Consider the following 20,191-nt stretch of genomic DNA (forward strand, 5'->3'; position numbering starts at 1 on the left):
GAGTAGAGTGGAAGAGAGAGCTTCTCGTCACTACTTTTATGTTTAAAGACATGAGTAATATTCATATAGGGTATTATACACGTGCGTAAGTTATGCGTAACTTCGTGACGCGTCAGGTAACAATTTCCCTTTAAATCAAATATTTAGAATGTAGGATATGTATTTTATTTAGGTAAGTTCTCTGTCAGAACTTCAAGTATTTGATCAACCATTGTATGTGGGTATGGAGTTTCAGAGTAGACGTCGGCCCCATGCTTGTTACTTAGAATTACAATCTTTATGCCTAGATCTTCTATAACACTAGCGATACTTAAGAATCCTGTCTCCATTCCATCGTGCCAGACTCTTTTGTGGCCTTTCCATTCATCGACTACAAAACCATAGCCATAGGTTAGATTAGGGTTTATTAATGATTGAATATTTGTCATTTTCTTTATTGAACTTTGTGAGAGAACCTTTGAGTCTCCAGAGAAAATATCATTTAGCCAAATCATTAAATCTGGAAGATCAGAGTAGAGACTGTGAGAGCCTATAAAACTTGTGGCATCTAGGCAGCAGCGCTTGTGTAACTTTCCCGTACCATCTGTAATAGCGTATCCTTCCGACATATATTTAATATTAAACATTCTATGGTATTGACCAGTGGAATTCATTTTTAGAGGTTTGAAAAACGCTTCAGAAAGATACTCATGAAAATACTTACCACTAACTTTTTCTACAAGGTGGGCAAGTAATAGATAGCCAAAATTAGAGTAAGAACCCTTATCTGATCTATTATAAATAAAGATATCATTACTGCTCGTCATATCATTAACTACTGAGCTTAGAATTGGTTTGTACATTTCATTAGAAGAGTATGGGCCTGCCTCAATATCTTTTACAATTCCTGAAGTGTGATTAAGAAGCTCTTTAATAGTAAAACTATTCCATTCTTTTTGAGAGTTTATACTTCTCTTTCTCCATGGGACATAAAGAGAATAAGGGTCATCGAGAGATATTTTCTCTTCTTCTGCAAGTTTCAATATGGCAGCAGCAGTAAACTGTTTACTAAGTGATGCAATCATAAATCTAGATTTCATTGTGTGGGGAACATCGAAAGAATCGTTGGCAATTCCTGTACTTTCTGAATAGATGATATCGTCATCTTTTCTAACTTCTACATTGCCATTGAAGCTTTTCTTATTATTGAAGTAGCTTACAATTTTTTGAATTCTTTCTCTTACTTTTTCTGAGGAGTTGCTACTTGCTAAAGCGCTAGGCGTATATGCTAGCAGTAGAGATAACATTAATATTTGCAAGTAGTGCCTTGAGTGCATTATTCTCCTAAAGTCTTAATAAAGGTATACTCTCTAAAATATGCAACTTTGATGCCTATATGTAGAAGGTGATATATCGCTAAAACAAGTATATAGAGGATTTCTAACTGTATTCTTATTGAGACTGTATAGGATTTTGACACATTTAAATCTTCAGCATTGTTTTTAAGCTTAAAAGCTTGGATAATAAATTACTATGATTTCATCTATTGAGGACTGGCCATGTGCTTTAGCGTTCAAATTGATAAGAATATAAAGAACCTTGCAAAGAGGTTTCACTCAGGAGTAGATATTGGAGCGTTTCACCAATTAAAAGAAATGCGCTCTTACGCCTCTTCCTTAGAGTCTGAGAAGCTAAAATCTATCATGGGACTAAAGAGAAAACCAAAGACAGAACTCTTTAAAACTCCTGAAGATGACGGGAGAGTTTATCCTGGATATTTCGCCCCAGTAATCACTGCGAGTGATAAGGGAAGGCTCATCCAACCAATGCGCTATAGAGTGAGGCCTAGCGGCTCAGGTGAAGAAATTCCATCGAAGTATAATGTCTTTAATGCCAGAGTTGACTCACTTGAAAAGAGACAGACTTGGTCAAATCTCTTTATGCGTAATCATGGAATATTTCCCTTTATTAGATTCTTTGAGTGGGTAGAGCATAAAGGTAGAAAAGAGCTAATAAATTTTTCACCGGATGAGTATGAAGTTATGTGGGCGCCATGTCTATGGGACTTTTGGAGAAGTAGTGATGAAAATATCTACTTTCACTCCTTTGCTCTTATTACAGATGACCCACCAAAAGAAATTGAAGAAAGGGGACATGATCGCTGTCCAATATTCTTAAAAGAAGAGCATATCGATTCTTGGTTAAAACCTGAGGGGAAGACTAGGGAAGAGATATACTCGCTACTTAGACGCATTCATGATGTTCATTATAGCTATGAGTGGGCGAGTTAGCTTACTTTAGACAAAAGCGAATTTAATTTGTTGAAATTCAAAACTGATGTATAATCTCTCTATGAAATTTACTGCTACAAGTATTATATTTTCTAGGAAGACAATCACAGTCAATTAATTGATTAGACCGTCCTGTGTCTAATCATCTTATTATTAAATACAAAATCAAATTTAAATTTATGGAGGCACTTATGAATGATGAAATCATCATGACAGAGAAAGACTATTTACGTTTAAACAATCTTTTAAAGGGAATCAACATTGAGGACTATGAAAATCTAGAAATAGAATTAGAGAGGGCCAAGATTGTTCTTGATAACGAACTACCCGCACATGTTGTTACTATGAATTCAACATTAGAGTATACAGAATTAAAGTCAGGTAAGACTCAAGAGATAACTATCGTCTACCCACAAGATTCAGACCCAGAGACCCACAAAGTTTCTATATTAGCTCCTCTAGCTTCGGCCTTAATTGGTCTCAGTGTAGGGCAAGAGATTAATTGGATGTTTCCTTCTGGAGAAACAAAGAGGTTAAAGGTCACTTCTGTAAAGTATCAACCTGAGGCGTCTGGCGATTACGAGCTATAAAAGTCTCTCGGTTATATCAATTCTAAATTCCATGAAGATCAGATAGGCCTTGAGCTTGTGCTAATCCTTTTTTGGTTGCTACTAGTGCAAATTAAAGAAGGGTTAGCACACTTAATACCTTTAATATAGAAGTTAAAACTTTAAATAGTGAGCAACCATCACACGGTGACTGATTCCTTGTTCTTTTAACCGCTTACTTGTGATCTTCTTCTTTTTTTCTTGAAGGATTTTAAACTCCTGTGAAAATTCTTTATAAGCGGCCTCTATTTCATTTTTTGGGATACTAAAAGGAGGACCGTGCTTATCATTATCTAAAGAGTGACCTGTAAGAAGAAGCATTTCCGTATTAGCAGAACTGAGCTCTTTAATTTTTTTATAATAGTCTTCACGCATTTCAGGAGGAAGAGCAACATTAGATGCCCTATCATATATAAAGTCTACCTCAGGAATATTGCTACTTGTAAGCTTAAAGAGGTCTCCGCAAAAAATTGTAATTCCTCTTGTCTCAAATATCTTAAAGTTCTCAGATTGCTTGATGCTGAATTCAAGGTCGTTCTCATTAAAGAATTCTAATACCGCTTTCTCAGCAAGCTCTACACCATAAACTGAAAAGCCTAGATCTCTAAGAAAGATAAGATCAAGTGTCTTACCACAAAGAGGCACTAGTGCAGTTTTCCTTTTTTGTATAACTTGATTTTCAATGGCCCACTTTAAAAAAGCATTGGTTTCACTCATGTGAAAGCCTATATTTCTCTCATCCCAAGCTTTTTCCCAAAATTCTCTTTCCATGACTTCCTCTATTTCTCTAATAATCAGCTATTTAGCAGTGTCCAATTTACTAACATACTATGAAATTACTTCACTGTAAGGCCCACGAATCAAAGAAGAGACTATAATTAATGAAATTAAAACTATTGAAAGGTGCTACATGCAAAATATTAGCGTTTATTTAAATCAAAGAGCGAGCCACTCGAATTTTGGTTATTGGAAGGAGCAAATTGATAAATCGCTCTTTCGTAGCGCTATTACCTATAGAACACCAAAAGACCTATTAGAACTTCAAGAGAACTTAGACCAAGATATTGATGAAGATTGCGATGCTATAGTCTCAGTTGGTGGTGATGGAACTGTAAATACACTCATTCAAAGTTTAGCAGGAAAAGAAGTAGGACTTCTGGTTATGCCTGGTGGAACAGCTAATGACCTCGCTTCAGAGCTTGGCCATAAAACATCTGTTAAAAAAGTAACTCACTTTATAAGAAATAATGAATATAAGTATATCGATTTAATTAAGGTTAACGGTAACTACATGGCCACAAATGGTGGACTTGGAATGAACGCTAGTGTCGCCTCAAATATTAATCGTATTAGAAAGGCATTCCCTAGATTTAAACGTCTTATGAAATTTAGCGGGAAATCAATCTATTCTTTCTTTATCCTAAATGAATTAGCTTCAATGAAGCTTAATAACTATAAGTTTAAGATAACATCAAAAGAGTTTACTGGAGAAGTAGAAACACCACTTCTTATGATAAATAACCAACCACATTTAGCTAGTACTTTTAATATTGCTCCAGCTACAAGACATGATGATGGAAAGTTTAATGTGACAATCTTAAAGCACAAGACACGTAAATCATTAGTTCAGTGCTTTTATAAAATTGCTATTGGAGAGTTTCCATATAGTGATTCAGACCTAATTACTTTTGAAACAGAATCAATCACTATAGAAAACATGAATCCTGAGGATGAAATACCATTCTTTGGAGACGGTGAAGTTTTCGAAAATTCCAAAGAAAATAATCAAAAATGGGAAGTATCAATTTGTCCTCGTTCACTAAAGGTTTATACGCAAGATGACGAAAAGTCGCTTGTAAGTCTTTGTAACGAGGTCAATTTATCATGAAGCTCTTCATAACTGGAGCTACTGGGTTTCTGGGTAGCGAGCTTATCCCCAAATTAGCAGGGGAATGTGAACACCTGTACCTTCTAGTCAGAAAAAAGTCGCTCTCTAAGGCCAAGTTTAAATTCGCAGATTACAAGAATATATCTTTCATTATCGGAGATCTAACAAATCCAGATCTTATAGAAGGCCAGTTTGATGACTTGCTTGAAGAAGTGGATACAATTCTTCATATGGGTGCCTACTACGACCTAGAAGGAAGCCATAAAGCTTGCTTTACACAGAATATTCAAGGGACACTAAATCTACTTTTCTTTGCTAGTCTATGTAAGAACCTAAAGAGCCTTCACTATATAAGTACTGTAGCAGTAAGTGGAAACTTTAAAGGAGAATTCCTAGAAGATAACTTTATTCATAAAGAAGACTTTTCTAATGAATACTCAAAAACTAAGTGGGAGGCTGAGAGACTTGTTAGAACCTGGAAAGGTGAAGCAAAGGTTAGAATCTATAGGCCTGGAATTATAATTGGAAACTCTAAAACTGGTGAGTTTGATAAAGTTGATGGGCCGTATTACTTTTGGAAAACACTTTCAAACTTTAAGGCCATTGCTCCTCTCATCTCCAAATTACCGTTTCTTCCGATGCCCATAAATAAAAGTGCTACACTGCCAATTATAAGTATAGATAACGCTGCAAGATTAATAAGAAATGGAATCTTCCTAGATAATGATTTCCAGCTTATGACGTTTCATCTTGTGGAGCACCTATGTCCTAATGTTTTTGATCTTATAGGAGAGAGCTTAGAAGAGTTTTCTATAAGCGCAGATATAAAAGTAATCAATAGGCATCCTCTTATAGATAAGACATTTGAAGTCTTGGGTCTACCGAAGGAAATTATCCATTATATGGTTACACCAATAGATTACTCAGTAAAAAACTCTATAATGTATCTTGGTCTAAATGAGCAAAGAGGATTTGAAAATTATAAAAGTATTATCTTTAAAAAAGCTAAAGAAGTATTTGGAGCAAAGAAATGAAACAAGTTGTCTCGATAGCTTTTGCTCAAGAAAATAAGAACTATGATGAAATCGTAGAGTTTAACGGTGAACGAGTAAGGCTCACTCAGTATGCAGTTGGCTTTGACTTTGAGTTAACAGAATCTTTGATTAAGAAGTATGACGGCATTTGTGATGTTATATGTATTAGTGGTGTCCCTCCCAGAATAAAAACTAAGAATGGGATTCTAGAACATCCTGGTTCACAGAAATTAAAGTCTCTAACTAAAGTTACTCCTTTAGTAGATGGACAACTCTTAAAAGATATCTATATTCCTTGGGCATTTAGACAGTATTACCTTAGAAATAAGAACCCTTTAAAAAATAAGAAAGTTGGAATGTATACTGGTACACTTCAAAAAGTTCTAGTTGAAGTTATTGAAGAGTTAGAGGGAAATCTTTGTTTAGCTGATCCATACTTTTTCCTCAGACTCCCATATAACCTTCATTCTAATAAAGCACTTGAAAAATTTTTAAAAATGCTCTTTCCAGTAATGGGGAGAATGAAATTTAAACAATCTTCTTTGGCGGCATTCAAATTAGAGGATCAAAAGATCTTTAAATGCTTGAAAGAGTTTTTCAAAAGTGAAGTCTTTGTTGGTAATGAAGGAACTATTCAAATTATTGATATGGAACACCTAAAAGGAAAGACAATTGTTCTCGACTTTATGGGGACTTTAATGAAGGAAAAGCTCTCTAAGGCAGGTGTTAAGGACTGTATTACATGTATGCCAAAAGTAGTTAAGGGAAGATATGTAAACTTCTCAGTACTTCAAGCGTTAATGCAGGCCTTTCAAGAAGACAGTTTGTCAGCTGAAGATATTCTTTGGTGGGTAGATGAGTTAGATTTAAAGGTTGAGCACCATAAGTTTATTGAAGAAAAATCTAATGATGATGTTTCTAAATTTGCTTTTATTATTCACCCTCTGGGAAAAGATTATATCTTTAAACACCCTCTTTTAAAAAGTTTAAGACCTGCTAAAAAGCATTTGGGACCTATATTAGAGAAGGCCCTAACTTATACTCCTGGTTTTTATTATGGAAATATAAAAGGAATAAAGTCTGAATCAAATGGTAAGTCTGTTGAAGGTCTCATCTATACAGTATCAGACACACCAAAAATGCTTTTAGAGCAAAATCCAGAAAAAATTTATAAGAAGCTTGTAGATTTATGTAAAGAGGCCCAGCGTCAGCATGCAGGTATTATAGGACTTGGGGCATTTACTAAAATTGTCGGTGATGCCGGTATTAGTGTAGAGCAGAGATCTCCAATCCCTGTGACTACGGGAAACTCTCTCTCGGCCTGCTCAACTCTTTGGGCCGCAAAGTTTGCTGTTGGTAAACTTGACCTTGTTGAGAAGGTAGACAAAGTCTGGCAGGGGAGGGTTATGGTCATTGGCGCTACTGGCGCAATTGGATCAGTTAGTGCAAAAGTCTTGGCCTCTCGTTGGAAAGAATTAGTTCTCGTGGCACCACGTGCCTATAAATTATTAGAGCTAAAAGAAGAAATTCAGGCGATTGCTCCCGAATGTAAAATTACAGTAAGCACAAATCCTGACAAAGAGATAGATGAGTGCGACCTTGTCATTACTACGACATCTGCAAGAGGAAAAAGAATACTAGATATCTCTCTTGTGAAGCCAGGCTGTGTAATATGTGATGTCTCTAGACCTTTTGATATTAGTGAGGATGATGCTAGTACACGACCAGATGTCATGGTCATTGCCAGTGGGGAAGTTCAGTTACCAGGAGTTGTAAAGTCTAATGTAGATTTAGGACTTGAGGGAAATATTGTATATGCTTGTCTTGCTGAAACGGCACTACTTGCGATGGATGGTAAGTTAGAAAGTTTCACTCTAGGACGAAATATTAGTTATGAAAAAGTATTAGAAATTGATCGAATGGCCAAGGTGCACGGAGTTAGACTTTCTGCGATTATGGGCCATAATGGTTTTATAAGTGATGACGAGTTCGCTCTGTGTAAAACACACGCGTTAAATAAGAGGAATGAAGATGGTTAAGAAGTATTTTTCAGATTTAAATTATACTCTAGGTAATGAAGACACGACATTAGAGTATGAGCTAATAAAAAAATTGAAACCAAAAAATATCCTCTCTATTGCTGGATCGGGCTCTAGAGTCGTTCCTCTAATTCATAAAGGTGCTCAGAATGTTTACTGCGTTGACGTATCTAAGCCACAACTTTTTATTACAGAGTTAAGAAAAGTTACAATTGAGACATTGAGCTTTCAAGACTACTTGGCCTTTTGGGGATTTCCTCCATATGCAGCGTATGACTATGCAATCAAAAGAAGAGAGATATTTAAAAATTTAGACCTCTCATTCGAGTGTAAAGACTACTTCTTGAAAGTTTTTGGAGAGATGCAGTGGGAGTCAATCCTCTATATGGGGAAGTGGGAAAGAACATTTGCTGTCTTCGCGAAAGTCGTTCAGAAGTTCTTTGGTAAAGAATTCGATCAGCTTTTTAAGTTTCATAATCTCTCAGATCAAATTCATTACTATAACAATCAATTCCCTATGAAGAAGTGGAAGACGTTACTTTTTATATTAGGAAATAAAAGTGTATTTAATGCTCTACTTTATAAGGGTGACTTTATAAAAATGAACCAACCAGGAACTCATTTTAATTATTACTTTAATGCCTATGAGAGCTTAATTACTCATTCTCTCGCTAGAGAGAGCTTCTTCATGAATCTATGCTTCTTTGGAAAGCTCGATCATGAAGACGCCAACACTATTGAAGCTAAGGAAGAATGTTTTAATAATATGAAAGCAGGTATCGCTAAAGGTGCTAATATTTCTTATGTAAATTCAGATCTGTTGTCTGCCGCGAAATCTGTCCCAGAAGGAAGTTTAGACTTTATTAGTTTAAGTGACGTTCCAAGTTACTTTGGAGGAGACCTTGAGAGAGACTATATGCAGGATCTTAGGCCTTCTTTAAAGAAAGGAGGGATTGTTGTTCTAAGAAGTTACTTAAGAGTACCTGAAAGTAATCTTGATGGTTTTGTAGATATCACTCCTAAGTACGGCGAAATATTAGCTAAAGAAAAAGTTCAAATGTATATTGTTCAAGTTTTTGAATACGTTGGTGAATAATCAAAATATACTAACACTTTAAAGTATTTTCGTAGATGCTCTTCTTTTACTATATTAAGTAGGAGAGCTATCTATGAAAGTTTTAATTATGAGTTTCCTACTCAGTTTTTCTGCATTTTCCCAAGGTATCTATACAGATTTAGGCATAGCTAGAATCTACTGTTTCGCTGAAGATGGTGATGTCGAAATAGAATTAATGCAAAGAGATAGCGTTTTTCACTCCCTTAAAACTATGGGAAAAGATATCTACAATATTAATATCCTCACTCAAGTCGAGCCCATTCCAAATGGTGTAACTCTATACTTAGAAAACGTTGAGAGATCTCCAGTATCTTTCATTGTCGATAATGAGGACAATGTCCTCATTGAGGGAATGTCTGTATTAATGGACGATAGTGCCAACTTCAGCTTCTACTGCGAAATAGAGTGATTTCTAAATAGCCAATATTATTGAAAGTCTTGTGACATTACCTCTGGCCGTCAGATAAAAATGTCCTATCTATGACATTGTCATAGTTTCTTATTGTTTATCTGTCTTCTGGTAGACAACATTTTTACCCTCCTCTAAGTTTGGCAAATCAAAAATTATTAATTCAAATTACATAATACTTTGGAGGTATTTAATGAAAAAGATTATCGCTCTTGTAGCAGCAGTTGTTTCAGTAAATTCATTTGCATTAAGTTCAAATGATTCATGGGAAACTATCGAAGCAGCAGTTTCAAACTCTGAGAAGTTCACTGCATCTAACGTTGGTGTTTTCTTAGGTAAGCCTTCAACTGTATTCAACGTATGTGTTGACGGTGACAAGCTCGTAGCTCTTGAAGAGTCTGCAGTTCGTGAAAGACAATATGTTGGTAGAACTAGAGATATCCATGACAGCGAAAACGATGGTTGGGCAACAGTAATTACTGGTTACAAGAAGTATTCTTATCCAATAACTTACACTTCTTACAAGGAAGAATGTAACACTAGAGGAAAAAGATGTAGAAAAGTTCCTTACACAGTAAACCAAAAAACTGAAAGAACTATTACAATCAACAAGCTTGTTGCTGATTACGGTCAGAGCAGAAGTGGAAGAGACAGAAAAGTTTACAAGAAACTTTTCACAAAGACTTTTGAAATTCCAGCTTGTAACTAATTATTAGTTAAAAGATTCAAATCTAAATATAAGAAAACGGCTACTTAGGTAGCCGTTTTTGTTTGTGAATATGTAGATCTTTCACTTCTAGCTGATTATGACACCCACTGATGATATATAGAAGAAAAGATGGAGAATTATGAACAATGTTTCTGAAACTATAGCTGAGAAGAGTAGTGTTGAATTACTAAAAGATCAGGTTGTAGTAGATTTGCAGAGTAAGCTTAGAGAGTATAGCAACGAAAAAGTTGGTATGCGTCTACTTGCTCAAAAAATGGAGATCAGCGAACGAACATTTTCAAGACTTCTTAATAAAGAAAATAGACCTACTTATCAAACACTTTTAAAAATTTACCGTGTGATATTCAGTAGCACAAATGATGCTTATGTATTAGAAGTCGCTCCAGATATTGTTAAGAGTGAGATCAATAAGCACAATCCTAGAATATTAAGTAAAGAGATAAAATATAGCGCAGATATTGAGGCCGAGATTATTCATGATCGAGCTTTCTGTGAAATATACTTTATGGCCGCATCATATCCATTAACGAGAGATCTTGTTCAGTACCGTTATGGAATGCATGGTATCGAAACTCTTGAGAGAATGTGTGAAATGAGAGCACTTAAAATTAATTCAGATGGAACATATATACTTGGTCCAAATGAAACGACTCTAAGCGCACAGACGTTAAAAAGAGTCGGAATAAACTTAACAGAGAAGTTCTCTAAGCCAAAAAATACAGAGACCGGTGGAGAGAATTTAATTGCTTTCTTTGCTGATGGTATAAACGAAAAAACATATGATAAATGGCTCCAAATTGATGAGAGGGCCTTTAGAGAGAAAGTAAGAGTCGCGAATCTTGAGTCCTCTAGAGGTGAGATTAGGGCATTTACTTTTATGACAACTGATACGATGAGTGAGAATTAAATGAAGTTATTAAATTGTGTTCTAATTGTATTAACGCTTCTTCTAGTTATAAATGTTCAAGCAAGAAGTGGTATTGGTGGACTTTCTGGTGGAAGTTCTAATGGAAAGATTAGAGACTTGCTGCAAGAGTCGGCGGAACTTGGAAGATGGGATGTTGTTAGAGAGGTTGTTGCTAAAAAAGATAAGTTTACGCTCTCAGGAGACAGAGTCTTCTTAGGAACATTAGTATCTGCATTTAAAGTTTGTATTGAAGGTGATGACTTTAGGTCAATAGAAAAGCACCCTGTTTATAAAGCAGAGTATGTAGGGGTTTCTAGAGATTATAATGATGGACGAAGAGACGGTTGGCAAGATGTTCTAGTTGGTCATGAGTATAAAAGATATCCAATTGTTTATACAAAGTATGAAGAGAAGTGCTCTAACTCTGGAAAGAGATGTCGAAAGGTTGAAAAAGTTGTCAAGCAAGATTCATTAAAGAACATTACTGTTAAAGAGCATGTAAGAACTCTTGGAAGATCAAACCCTCGTAAGATATATGAAGAAGTTACTTCTGAGTCTTATGAAATCTCTGAGTGTAATTAAAGGTAGACGTTCTCCATTGCCTGAATAAGCTCTGCACCACTTTGGACGGAGCTACTAGGGTAGTGATTAATAAGCACTCCATCAGCGAGTGCTTTCACTTCAAATTTTACAGGCTCATCTCTATATAAATTTTCAAAATTAATTCCAACAGCTAAGACATCACCTTTCTTAAAGTGCGCTCCTGGACTTACTTGATAATCATATAATGCACCTTTTGGCGCGTAGTATGTCTTATAGTCTTTCAGTTTACATTTTAGTTGATTAGATTTTTTAACTTTCTTTGGAGCATTTTTAATCATTCCTCTAAGATGAAGGTAGTTTAGAATATGCAACAGATCCGACTCTGCTTCAATAAGCGAGATTCTCTCTTCTGATCCAAGTTCGACAGTATAGGACTCAAATGGAATTTTAAAATCACGCCCAAGTTTCTTAAATTCGTTTTGTAGGTTTATCCAAGGCATGAATGTAGCCTCATCCATTGCTCCACCAAATTCATTGGGAATAATTAAGCGGTGAGGAAAATAGAGGTCTTCAGATCTCTTTTCTAGATATTCAGGAACGTAGAGGTATCTCGCTGCGATTGGGCCTGTGTGAAGGTCTAGAACATAGTCAGAGTCAGTAGCGAGCTCTTGGAGAGTTAGATTTAATAGTCCATTATACTGTGGACCATAGGCCGTGTGTTCGGCCTTTTTATTTAAAATTAATTCTTTTAGTAGCTTCTTATATTCCTTACAGATATTTTTATCGTCTTCGTCAATATGTACTTTAGCAAAATCATAAACTTCAGTAGAGCTTTTAGAAAAGTCGAAATACAATCTATTCCAATTATCTCCTGTATTTGAATTGAATCGTCCAAAAGTATAGGTTCCTATTTTTGTATTCATTGCTAGGGGATTTGCTATAGGTAAAAGTGTTATCTTACCAATGATTGGATTTGTCTCTAAGTACTCAAGGAGTTTGTAGATTACTGCATTTCCCTGATGTTCGGCCCCGTGAACAGATGCTTGAATATAACAGTGAGGCCCTTCAAATGAGCCATCAACTTCGATGACTTTTAATGAAAGTTCTTCGCCACTTGGTAATTCTCTTAGAGAGATTTTTCTTTTATTGATTTTATTAGTCATTAGATTAACCAGTCAGATGAGGATTTTATAGTTCTTGGAGTCATTAGATCTCCGTTATAAAGAATAACTTCAGCAGGTAAGTTATGGCATAGGAAAAATGGCATGGCCTCTGTAAATCCGTAAGCTCCCGCCTGTGAAAAGACTAACCAATCACCTTCATTAATATCGCTTGGGAGATCAAAAGCTCCAAGTTTATCTAGAGCTGTACATAGTGGACCATGGACTGTGAACTCAGTTGTTGGAGCTTCACTTTCTCTAAACATTTCACATGGAAAAGTTTGATTCGTAAGTGCAGGCCTTGCTAGGTGATTAATACCACCATCTAGAACTAGAAGTTCTTTTCCTCTAACAGTCTTTCTATCAATTACTTGACTTAAGTAGTGACCGTATGGGCCTGTACAAAATCTACCAAGCTCCATCCAGATTGTTTGTAAACTATACTTTTCCTTAAGTGTTTTTAATAAAGCGTTAACTTCTTTAAAGTCGATTTCTTTTTCACCCTCAGCGTATGGAATACCTAATCCGCCACCAAGGTCGATTACTTTCATTTCTATATCAAGATTCTTTGAAAGCTCTTGAAGAGATACAATTGTCTTAGTCCAGATTTTTTCAAGCTGAGCTAGTTCAAGAATATTTCCCCATTGAAAGACATGAAACCCCTGGAAGTCTAAATTCTTACATCTAGACTTATCTAACTTCATCCATTCCTTTGCATCTAAACCAAATGGAGTGATATCATCTCCACCAAGGACAGACTTACCTTCATCCCAGTCTAGTTGGGCACGAAGAAGAACCTTTGGCCTAGCTGATAATTCCGCTGCAATCTCGTCTAGCCAGTAGGCCTGATTTAAACTCTCTAGAACAACAACATTTACTTCATTGATAATCATAGAGCGTAAATACTTTCGTGACTTACTTGGACCAGTAGATAGGATATCTTCAGGAAGAATACCTGAGCTTAGTACTTGCTCTAATTCTCCCTGTGAAGCAACATCAAGCCCAAAGTCTAAATTTCTAAATATCTTTAAAATTGCAGACATTGGGTTTGCTTTACAAGCGTACCAAAGTTTTACAGAGTCATCGCGATTATCTCGCATATAAGTTAAGTGATCTTTCAGTCCGTCTAGGTCATAGAAATAGAAAGAAGAATCAAGTCTTTTAATAACTCTTTTTAATTGATCTTTGTGTTCGCTCTTTAACTTCAAGTAAGACTCCAGCTTATTATCTTAAAAATTGCTCTAGCTCTAGTGATGCATCACTTTTTTCATCTCTAAATTTAACGATAAGAGCACAGTTCATATTTAGACCCATGTCTTTAGCCCAAGCTAGTTTTGAGTTAACAGGTCTCGTTCCTGGAACAACAATAGCGTTCTCAGGAATAGGCTCACCTTTTTCAAGCATTCTCTCATTTACACAATCGTAAACAGGAACACCTTTAGAAAGAATTACACCTGGAGCAATAACAGCTCCCTTTAGTACTTGAATACCTTCAACGATCACTGCACCAGCTCCGATGAAAGCATTGTCTTCTATAATAACTGGGGCTAGACCTACAGGCTCTAGAACTCCACCAATTTGAACACCAGCTGAGAGGTGAACATTTTTACCAATTTGAGCGCATGACCCAACAAGAGCATGAGAGTCAATCATTGTTCCTTCATCTACATAGGCCCCAACATTTACATATGCTGGTGGCATAAGAATTACACCCTTCGCAATATATGAGCCACGTCTCACAGCAGTTCCTCCTGGAACCATTCTTACTCCTTGCTCAGGAGTAAACTTTTGTGGAGGTAAGTTGTGCTTATCTACAAAACCGTGAAAGTGTTCGTGAGAAAACTCTACAAGATCACCATTTTTAAATGAAGAAAGTATCGCTTTCTTTACTTCAACATTTGCTACCCACTTTCCATCAACTTTATTTGCTGATCTAATTTCACCTTTTTCTAAAAGGTCTAAAGCTTCTTTCCAATTTAGTTCTGACATATCTAATCCTTTATTTTATTAGTTCCATTCGTTAATTTTTGAGTGTGATGTTCTAAGTACAGAATCATCTTCAATTTCTTTATGTGTTAGAGGTGCTCTAAGAGTGTCCGAAGAAATCTGACCATCAATTTTCATAAGTCTCTTCACAGGAATTGGGTTTGACGCCATAAATAATGAATTAGAGCATTCATTCCATAAAGATTTTTCATCTTCGCTTAATTTATTTCCTAGGGCCTTTTGTACGTAAGAGTTCGTCTTCTTTGCCCACACATTAGAAGCTACTGAGACTAATCCCTTGGCTCCAAGTGGTGTGTACTCAGGTAGCATGGCATCGTCTCCACTGTAGACAAGTGCATTTGGAGCAGTTTCAACATATCTTTTAAAGTCTTCAGTTGAACCACTGGCCTCTTTTATTGCCCAAAACTGAGGATGATCTTTAAGCATATCAACCGCTTCAAAAGACATCTTAACTCCAGTTCTTCCAGGAACATTGTAAAGCATACAAGGCCTAGTGCTTGAATCTAGTAAGCTCTTAAACCATTCGTACTGTCCAATTTTACCTGGCTTTGCATATAGAGGAGTCACTAATAAGTATGAGTGAACTGCTAATGTTTCAAGATAGTCTACCCATTTTCTAGTTTGGTTTAGATTGATTCCGCCTACGCCGACCATGATTGGAGTTGTAAGCCCTAGAGAAAGAGTGTGCTCAAGGATTTTAACTTTTTCATCTTCATCTAAGTTTAAAGATTCTCCAGTACTTCCTAGAATCAAGATTCCATTTCCAGCACTTTCTTGGTCTTTTAAAACTTTTGTTAAGTCATCATAGTGAACAGAGCCATCTTCTCTCATTGGCGTAATTACTGCTGTCCATAATTTATAATCATTTAGATTCATCATCATATCCTTATTTTAGTAATTTATTTAGCGTTAAGTCTTCAAAGTCATATAGACCAAAGTCTAAGTCATCGAAGTATTCACAGGCCTTAATTGCACCAGAGGCAAATATACTTCTGTCTGTGGCCTGGTGTCTTAGGGTGATAATCTCGTTTGGTGTTTTTAGTTCAATTGTATGGTCACCAACAACGTCACCAATTCTTTCGTGAGTAATTTCAGAGTCTGTCTTGGCCCACTCTTTCCATTTGAGTGCAGTACCACTTGGAGCGTCTAGCTTCTTAGTGTGATGAACTTCGTGTAGGCCTATTTCGTATTCTTTAAATAGAAGGTTGGCCTTAACTAAACAATCAGAGATCATCTTATGAACTAAGTTCATTCCAATAGAAAAATTTGATGCCTTAATCCATTTGCAGTTTGATTCTTTAACTTTCTTTGATAGATGATCAGTCCACTCAAGTCCGGTTGCACCAGTTACAAGATTGACCTTAGAATCTAGGAGTGTATCTATAAGTGACTCAAACACTGGGCCATTAACAAAACATATGGCCACATCAAAAGCTTGTAGCTTCTCTTTTGTCGCTATATTTTTTGAATCAAATATTTCAAAAGTTAAATCAGCTTCTTTCAAAAGCTTCGCAACATGTGATCCCGTTTTACCATTTCCTATAATTGCGTAATTCAATTTACTCTCCAATAAAATGAGTATGTAGTTTCTTTACTGCTTCGTGTGCTCTGGCATCACTAACAAGAAAGCAGAAATTATGTTTAGAAGCTCCTAAACAAATCATTCGTACATTTATATCTCCTAGAGCATTAAATATCTGCCCTGCGAGTCCAGCTGTATGATTAATATTGTTACCTATTAGGGACACTAAGCAAAGATTTTCTTCAACTTTTACGGTGGCCAGAGTTTCTAGTTCGGAAATTAACTTCTTATTTAGAAGAGCAGAATCATCAACAGTTACTGATACTGAGATCTCTGAAGTCGTTACACTATCAATACTTACTTTGTGTTGATTGAATACTTTAAATATCTCGAATAAAAAGCCGTGAGAGTGCAACATTTTAGGAGTACTTATTGTTAAGAGGCTCTGGTCTTTCTTTATTGCCATTGCTCTAATTAGAGGAGCGTCACTGCACTCTGTCTTGATCCATGTACCAGTGGCGTGAGGCTCATAACTAGAGCCTACATAGACTGATATTCCTCCTCTAAGTGCGGGAGTAAGAGTTGTAGGATGTAGTATCTTTGCACCAAAAGTTGCAAGTTCCGCGGCTTCAGAAAATGTGATTTCGCTCATAAGCTTTGCTTCTGAAACAATTCTAGGGTCAGTTGTTGCAATACCTGCAACATCAGTCCATATCTGAAGAGTATCGGCCCCTAGTCCTTCGGCAATGAGAGCTGCACTATAATCACTTCCTCCACGTCCAAGTGTCGTGGTAAATCCATCCTCACTCTGTCCAATAAAACCTTGAGTCACATATATAACTTCACCCGATTTGCACTTAGAGAGATGTTTATTACAAAGAGATTTTATATCTTCAATAATTGGTTGCGCTTTTCCAAATTGATCATCAGTTCTTAGAACTTTTCTAATATCAAAGTTTTCTACGGCCTTTTTCCCTTCCCAAGAGATTTCTAGCGCCCTAGCAAATAAAAGAGAGGACATACGCTCTCCTAGAGACTGAATAGCATCAAATGCTTTGGGAGAGCAGTCTTTTAGTAGGTTAATTCCTTTGGATATTGTTTTTACTTCACTTAATAGTTTATCTAACTGAGTAAGGTCAGTTATTTCTAAGTCATGGGCAATGGAGTGATGCTTCTCTACGATCTCATTTACTATGAGCTCACAGTCTTTCCACTCTGATGTGAGAGCAGTATTGCTTAGCTTGATTAGATTATTAGTTGTTCCATAGGTTGCAGAGACAGTTACAAGATTTGCCTTGTGCTCAAGAGCGACGCCTGCTGATCTCTTCATAGCAACGGCATCTGCCATCGAACTCCCACCAAATTTGGCCACAATAATTTTTGTCATTTACTTCTCCAAAGTAATTCTTCATGTGTAAAAATAGGCAAGGGATACGTAGAATAGAAAGTTAATTTCTAGAAGTTCTCCACATTGCCTGTGACAGTCCTAGGGATTCAGCCCTAGCAACCAATGAGAAAGCTCTTTGGACTCTGCTCATTTCGGCAAACCTTCCCTCGCTCACAATCACTAGATCCAAAAATCTTCTTGCAAGTTACCTAAGATATGCGCCTCTTCAATATGAAAATGCTAACTAAAAGTGCTCAATTGTTCAACTAAGATTTACAAAAAGATAAAAAACACTCAATATTATGGCTGATTTTAAGAGTTTTTCGTTTTTTAAGGATAGAAAGTATGAAGAAAGTAGGATTTGTTGGTTGGAGAGGAATGGTTGGGTCTGTCTTAATGGATAGAATGAATGAGTTAAAAGACTTTGATCAAATGGAGTCATACTTCTTTTCGACATCTCAGGTGGGGCAAGATGCTCCTTCGTACTCAAGTGAAAAGCTATTAAAAGATGCTTCAAGTATCGATGAGCTTAGGGCAATGGATGTTATTGTAACTTGCCAGGGCGGTGATTATACAAAATCTGTTCATTCTAAACTTAGAGAGAGCGGATGGAGTGGATACTGGGTAGATGCTGCGAGTACTCTTAGAATGGAAGACTCTAGTATCATCGTCTTAGATCCAGTAAATAGAGACGTTATAGATAAAGGTCTAAATAGTGGAGTAAAAGATTTTGTTGGTGGAAATTGCACAGTATCTCTCATGATGATGTCTCTAGGCGGTCTCTTTAAGCATGATGCAATTGACTGGCTAACATCTATGACTTATCAAGCAGCTTCTGGTGGTGGCGCGAGACATATGAAAGAGCTACTTACACAAATGAACACTATTGGCTCTAATTTCGTAAATATGGATAAAGATATTGCAAGAAATATTACAGAAGTTGATAGAGTTGTTACTAGTACCCTAAGAGATAACACTTTAGACACTAGTTGCTTTGGGGCCCCACTCGCTGGTAACCTTATTCCTTGGATTGATTCAGCGGTAGATGCTGGACAAACTAGAGAGGAATGGAAAGGCATTTCTGAAACTAATAAAATTCTTGGACGTACAGATAATATAATTCCAATAGATGGTACTTGCGTGCGTATTGGGACAATGAGATGTCACTCTCAGGCATTCACTATCAAATTAAAGAAAGATATTCCAATGGATGAGATCACTCAGATGATCGGCTCTCATAATGACTGGGTAAAGATTGTTGAAAACTCTCCTGAAGAAACAAGAGCTAATCTAACTCCAGCTGCAGTAAGCGGAACAATGGATATTCCAATTGGACGCCTTAGGAAAATGAATATTGGTGGTGAGTACTTAAATGCTTTCACATGTGGAGATCAGCTTCTATGGGGAGCTGCCGAGCCTGTTAGAAGAATGCTTAATATACTTCTAGAAAGTGGAAAGTAGTACGAAGAAAAAAATTATAGTTTATAGTATTGTCGTACTTGTGTTTACTTCAATTTTCCTTGCAAGTTATTTTGACGAAGATAATAACTTGCGAGATGAGGCCATAAAAATGGGTGATACTTATTACTGTGAAAAAATCCAAACAGGATTCATAAAAAAGAAGTGTTTTGAAGTGGTAGAAAGAAAACTTGCTCTCCTAGAAGAGTGTCATAAAGAACATGGAGAGTTTTCAAAAGAGTGCAATAACTTGGCCTATTAAAGTTATTTACACGTTTTACTTGATTAAACTTCTTTTGTCGGTCTAGTAGGGGAGAACTTACTTCTCTAAGTTGAAGCGTACCTTAATATCAGATATTATTAATAGAGTAATCGTGCCGCAAAGGCCTCTATCCACTTAAATATTTTGGATCTTATTAGTGTATCGAATTAAGTTATTTACTTTTATTTTAGTTACGCCTCTTTTGATGGCCAACCAGTGCTCTACCGCTGTAAAGCACGCAGGAATAAGAACGGTCTCATCACCACTTCTTGCGCTTAAAGGTATTTATTCTGCCTTGACTCCAGATAAGTATGAGCAACTCGTAGAAGAAGAGAAAGAAAGTAGTTCTGACCTTAGTTTAGAGGCCCTATCTCTATCCTGTGAATCACAGGAGCTTGAAAATGATTCCGCGACAGAGAATTTATACCTTACTGCTAAGACAATAGACTCTAAGCTTTGTAGTGCCTGTGTCCCTTGGGCAAGAGTAAGTGAACCCGAACCATTTTGTTCACCTCTATGTAATAATGCTTGTGAAAAGGTATGTCCTCAAAAAGGACTTAAAATACTAGATAGATATAAAGAAAAAGTTCTTCCACGCTCAAAAGATAAATTAAGCTTTAGAAATAGTAGCCAGATGTTTCATGATGCTGACTCTGCAATGATTCCGTTTCAAGGTTATTGTTCAGGAATGGTTTCTTCTAGAAGAAAGTTTAATATGAATGGCTTCTTTGAGCCAGATTCTAAACCTATTGATGAGAGCGGAAAAGTGATCAGTAGAGATGATCCTAAATTAGTGGATTACTACCAAGAGATAATTGAAGATATACACGACAATATTCCAACAGAAATC

General features: G+C 36.4%; 21 protein-coding genes and 1 riboswitch. Of the genes, 13 read left to right on the forward strand and 8 right to left on the reverse strand.

Annotated elements, in window-relative coordinates; translation table 11 throughout:
- Nucleotides 1–164: 164 nt before the first annotated feature.
- Nucleotides 165–1,286, reverse strand: a complete 1,122-nt coding sequence (locus tag ABX784_RS09130; protein ID WP_372654720.1) for a serine hydrolase domain-containing protein — start codon at nucleotides 1,284–1,286, stop codon at nucleotides 165–167.
- Nucleotides 1,287–1,538: 252 nt separating this feature from the next.
- Between ABX784_RS09130 and ABX784_RS09135 the strand changes: the two genes are divergently transcribed.
- The gene (locus ABX784_RS09135; RefSeq protein WP_372654721.1) at nucleotides 1,539–2,270 is read left to right on the forward strand and encodes an SOS response-associated peptidase family protein; all 732 of its coding nucleotides are present in this window, start codon (nucleotides 1,539–1,541) and stop codon (nucleotides 2,268–2,270) included.
- A gap of 191 nt (nucleotides 2,271–2,461) precedes the next feature.
- Nucleotides 2,462–2,860 carry a nucleoside diphosphate kinase regulator gene (rnk, locus tag ABX784_RS09140; RefSeq protein WP_372654722.1) on the forward strand — a complete coding sequence of 133 codons (399 nt, stop codon included), beginning with the start codon at nucleotides 2,462–2,464 and terminating at the stop codon, nucleotides 2,858–2,860.
- A 132-nt stretch (nucleotides 2,861–2,992) separates the two neighbouring features.
- Here rnk and ABX784_RS09145 read toward each other — a convergent pair whose 3' ends face one another.
- Nucleotides 2,993–3,649 (reverse strand): thiopurine S-methyltransferase, encoded by a 657-nt coding sequence (locus ABX784_RS09145; protein ID WP_372654723.1) that lies wholly within the window; start codon nucleotides 3,647–3,649, stop codon nucleotides 2,993–2,995.
- A 139-nt stretch (nucleotides 3,650–3,788) separates the two neighbouring features.
- On the opposite strand from ABX784_RS09145, the gene ABX784_RS09150 reads away from it, so the two are divergent.
- The 8 genes from ABX784_RS09150 (at nucleotide 3,789) to ABX784_RS09185 (ending at nucleotide 11,584) form a co-directional block, all read left to right on the forward strand.
- Nucleotides 3,789–4,766, forward strand: a complete 978-nt coding sequence (locus ABX784_RS09150; RefSeq protein WP_372654724.1) for a diacylglycerol kinase family protein — start codon at nucleotides 3,789–3,791, stop codon at nucleotides 4,764–4,766.
- On the forward strand, nucleotides 4,763–5,800 hold the full coding sequence (locus tag ABX784_RS09155) for an SDR family oxidoreductase (protein WP_372654725.1): 1,038 nt from the start codon (nucleotides 4,763–4,765) through the stop codon (nucleotides 5,798–5,800). The genes ABX784_RS09150 and ABX784_RS09155 overlap by 4 nt, the downstream gene beginning before the upstream one ends.
- Nucleotides 5,797–7,839 (forward strand): hypothetical protein, encoded by a 2,043-nt coding sequence (locus ABX784_RS09160; protein ID WP_372654726.1) that lies wholly within the window; start codon nucleotides 5,797–5,799, stop codon nucleotides 7,837–7,839. The genes ABX784_RS09155 and ABX784_RS09160 overlap by 4 nt, the downstream gene beginning before the upstream one ends.
- Complete coding sequence (locus ABX784_RS09165) at nucleotides 7,832–8,935, forward strand: DUF3419 family protein (RefSeq protein ID WP_372654727.1); 1,104 nt, start codon at nucleotides 7,832–7,834, stop codon at nucleotides 8,933–8,935. The genes ABX784_RS09160 and ABX784_RS09165 overlap by 8 nt, the downstream gene beginning before the upstream one ends.
- Nucleotides 8,936–9,008: 73 nt before the next feature.
- Nucleotides 9,009–9,365 carry a hypothetical protein gene (locus ABX784_RS09170; RefSeq protein WP_372654728.1) on the forward strand — a complete coding sequence of 119 codons (357 nt, stop codon included), beginning with the start codon at nucleotides 9,009–9,011 and terminating at the stop codon, nucleotides 9,363–9,365.
- Between the two features lie 193 nt (nucleotides 9,366–9,558).
- Nucleotides 9,559–10,074 (forward strand): hypothetical protein, encoded by a 516-nt coding sequence (locus tag ABX784_RS09175; protein ID WP_372654729.1) that lies wholly within the window; start codon nucleotides 9,559–9,561, stop codon nucleotides 10,072–10,074.
- Nucleotides 10,075–10,213: 139 nt separating this feature from the next.
- Nucleotides 10,214–11,002 (forward strand): hypothetical protein, encoded by a 789-nt coding sequence (locus ABX784_RS09180; protein ID WP_372654730.1) that lies wholly within the window; start codon nucleotides 10,214–10,216, stop codon nucleotides 11,000–11,002.
- Nucleotides 11,003–11,584, forward strand: coding sequence for a hypothetical protein (locus ABX784_RS09185; RefSeq protein WP_372654731.1), 582 nt, complete (start codon nucleotides 11,003–11,005; stop codon nucleotides 11,582–11,584).
- On the opposite strand, the gene ABX784_RS09190 is transcribed toward ABX784_RS09185, so the two are convergent.
- The 6 genes from ABX784_RS09190 to lysC are packed head-to-tail and all read right to left on the reverse strand — an operon-like array spanning nucleotide 11,581 to nucleotide 17,621.
- Nucleotides 11,581–12,708 (reverse strand): succinylglutamate desuccinylase/aspartoacylase family protein, encoded by a 1,128-nt coding sequence (locus ABX784_RS09190; RefSeq protein WP_372654732.1) that lies wholly within the window; start codon nucleotides 12,706–12,708, stop codon nucleotides 11,581–11,583. The genes ABX784_RS09185 and ABX784_RS09190 overlap by 4 nt on opposite strands.
- Nucleotides 12,708–13,913 (reverse strand): PLP-dependent decarboxylase, encoded by a 1,206-nt coding sequence (locus ABX784_RS09195; RefSeq protein WP_372654733.1) that lies wholly within the window; start codon nucleotides 13,911–13,913, stop codon nucleotides 12,708–12,710. Before ABX784_RS09195 ends, ABX784_RS09190 begins: the two co-directional genes overlap by 1 nt.
- Before the next feature lie 16 nt (nucleotides 13,914–13,929).
- Entirely contained in the window at nucleotides 13,930–14,694 is a 765-nt protein-coding gene (locus ABX784_RS09200; protein ID WP_372654734.1) for a 2,3,4,5-tetrahydropyridine-2,6-dicarboxylate N-succinyltransferase, read from the reverse strand.
- 18 nt (nucleotides 14,695–14,712) lie between these two features.
- Nucleotides 14,713–15,594, reverse strand: coding sequence for a 4-hydroxy-tetrahydrodipicolinate synthase (gene dapA / locus ABX784_RS09205; RefSeq protein ID WP_372654735.1), 882 nt, complete (start codon nucleotides 15,592–15,594; stop codon nucleotides 14,713–14,715).
- A 4-nt stretch (nucleotides 15,595–15,598) separates the two neighbouring features.
- Nucleotides 15,599–16,270 (reverse strand): 4-hydroxy-tetrahydrodipicolinate reductase, encoded by a 672-nt coding sequence (locus ABX784_RS09210; protein ID WP_372654736.1) that lies wholly within the window; start codon nucleotides 16,268–16,270, stop codon nucleotides 15,599–15,601.
- Nucleotide 16,271: 1 nt separating this feature from the next.
- Nucleotides 16,272–17,621 (reverse strand): lysine-sensitive aspartokinase 3, encoded by a 1,350-nt coding sequence (lysC, locus tag ABX784_RS09215; protein WP_372654737.1) that lies wholly within the window; start codon nucleotides 17,619–17,621, stop codon nucleotides 16,272–16,274.
- A 64-nt stretch (nucleotides 17,622–17,685) separates the two neighbouring features.
- Nucleotides 17,686–17,856: riboswitch (Lysine riboswitch) on the reverse strand.
- Nucleotides 17,857–17,966: 110 nt separating this feature from the next.
- Here lysC and asd point away from each other — a divergent pair.
- The 3 genes from asd to ABX784_RS09230 all read left to right on the forward strand — a co-directional run.
- Nucleotides 17,967–19,082 (forward strand): aspartate-semialdehyde dehydrogenase, encoded by a 1,116-nt coding sequence (gene asd / locus ABX784_RS09220; RefSeq protein WP_372654738.1) that lies wholly within the window; start codon nucleotides 17,967–17,969, stop codon nucleotides 19,080–19,082.
- Between the two features lie 40 nt (nucleotides 19,083–19,122).
- Entirely contained in the window at nucleotides 19,123–19,341 is a 219-nt protein-coding gene (locus ABX784_RS09225; RefSeq protein ID WP_372654739.1) for a hypothetical protein, read from the forward strand.
- A gap of 157 nt (nucleotides 19,342–19,498) precedes the next feature.
- Nucleotides 19,499–20,191 (forward strand): hypothetical protein (locus tag ABX784_RS09230; protein ID WP_372654740.1); only part of this gene is annotated, 693 nt, incomplete at its 3' end.

It is taken from the genome of Halobacteriovorax sp. (assembly GCF_041587335.1).
In the GTDB taxonomy this organism is placed as follows: Bacteria; Bdellovibrionota; Bacteriovoracia; order Bacteriovoracales; family Bacteriovoracaceae; genus Halobacteriovorax.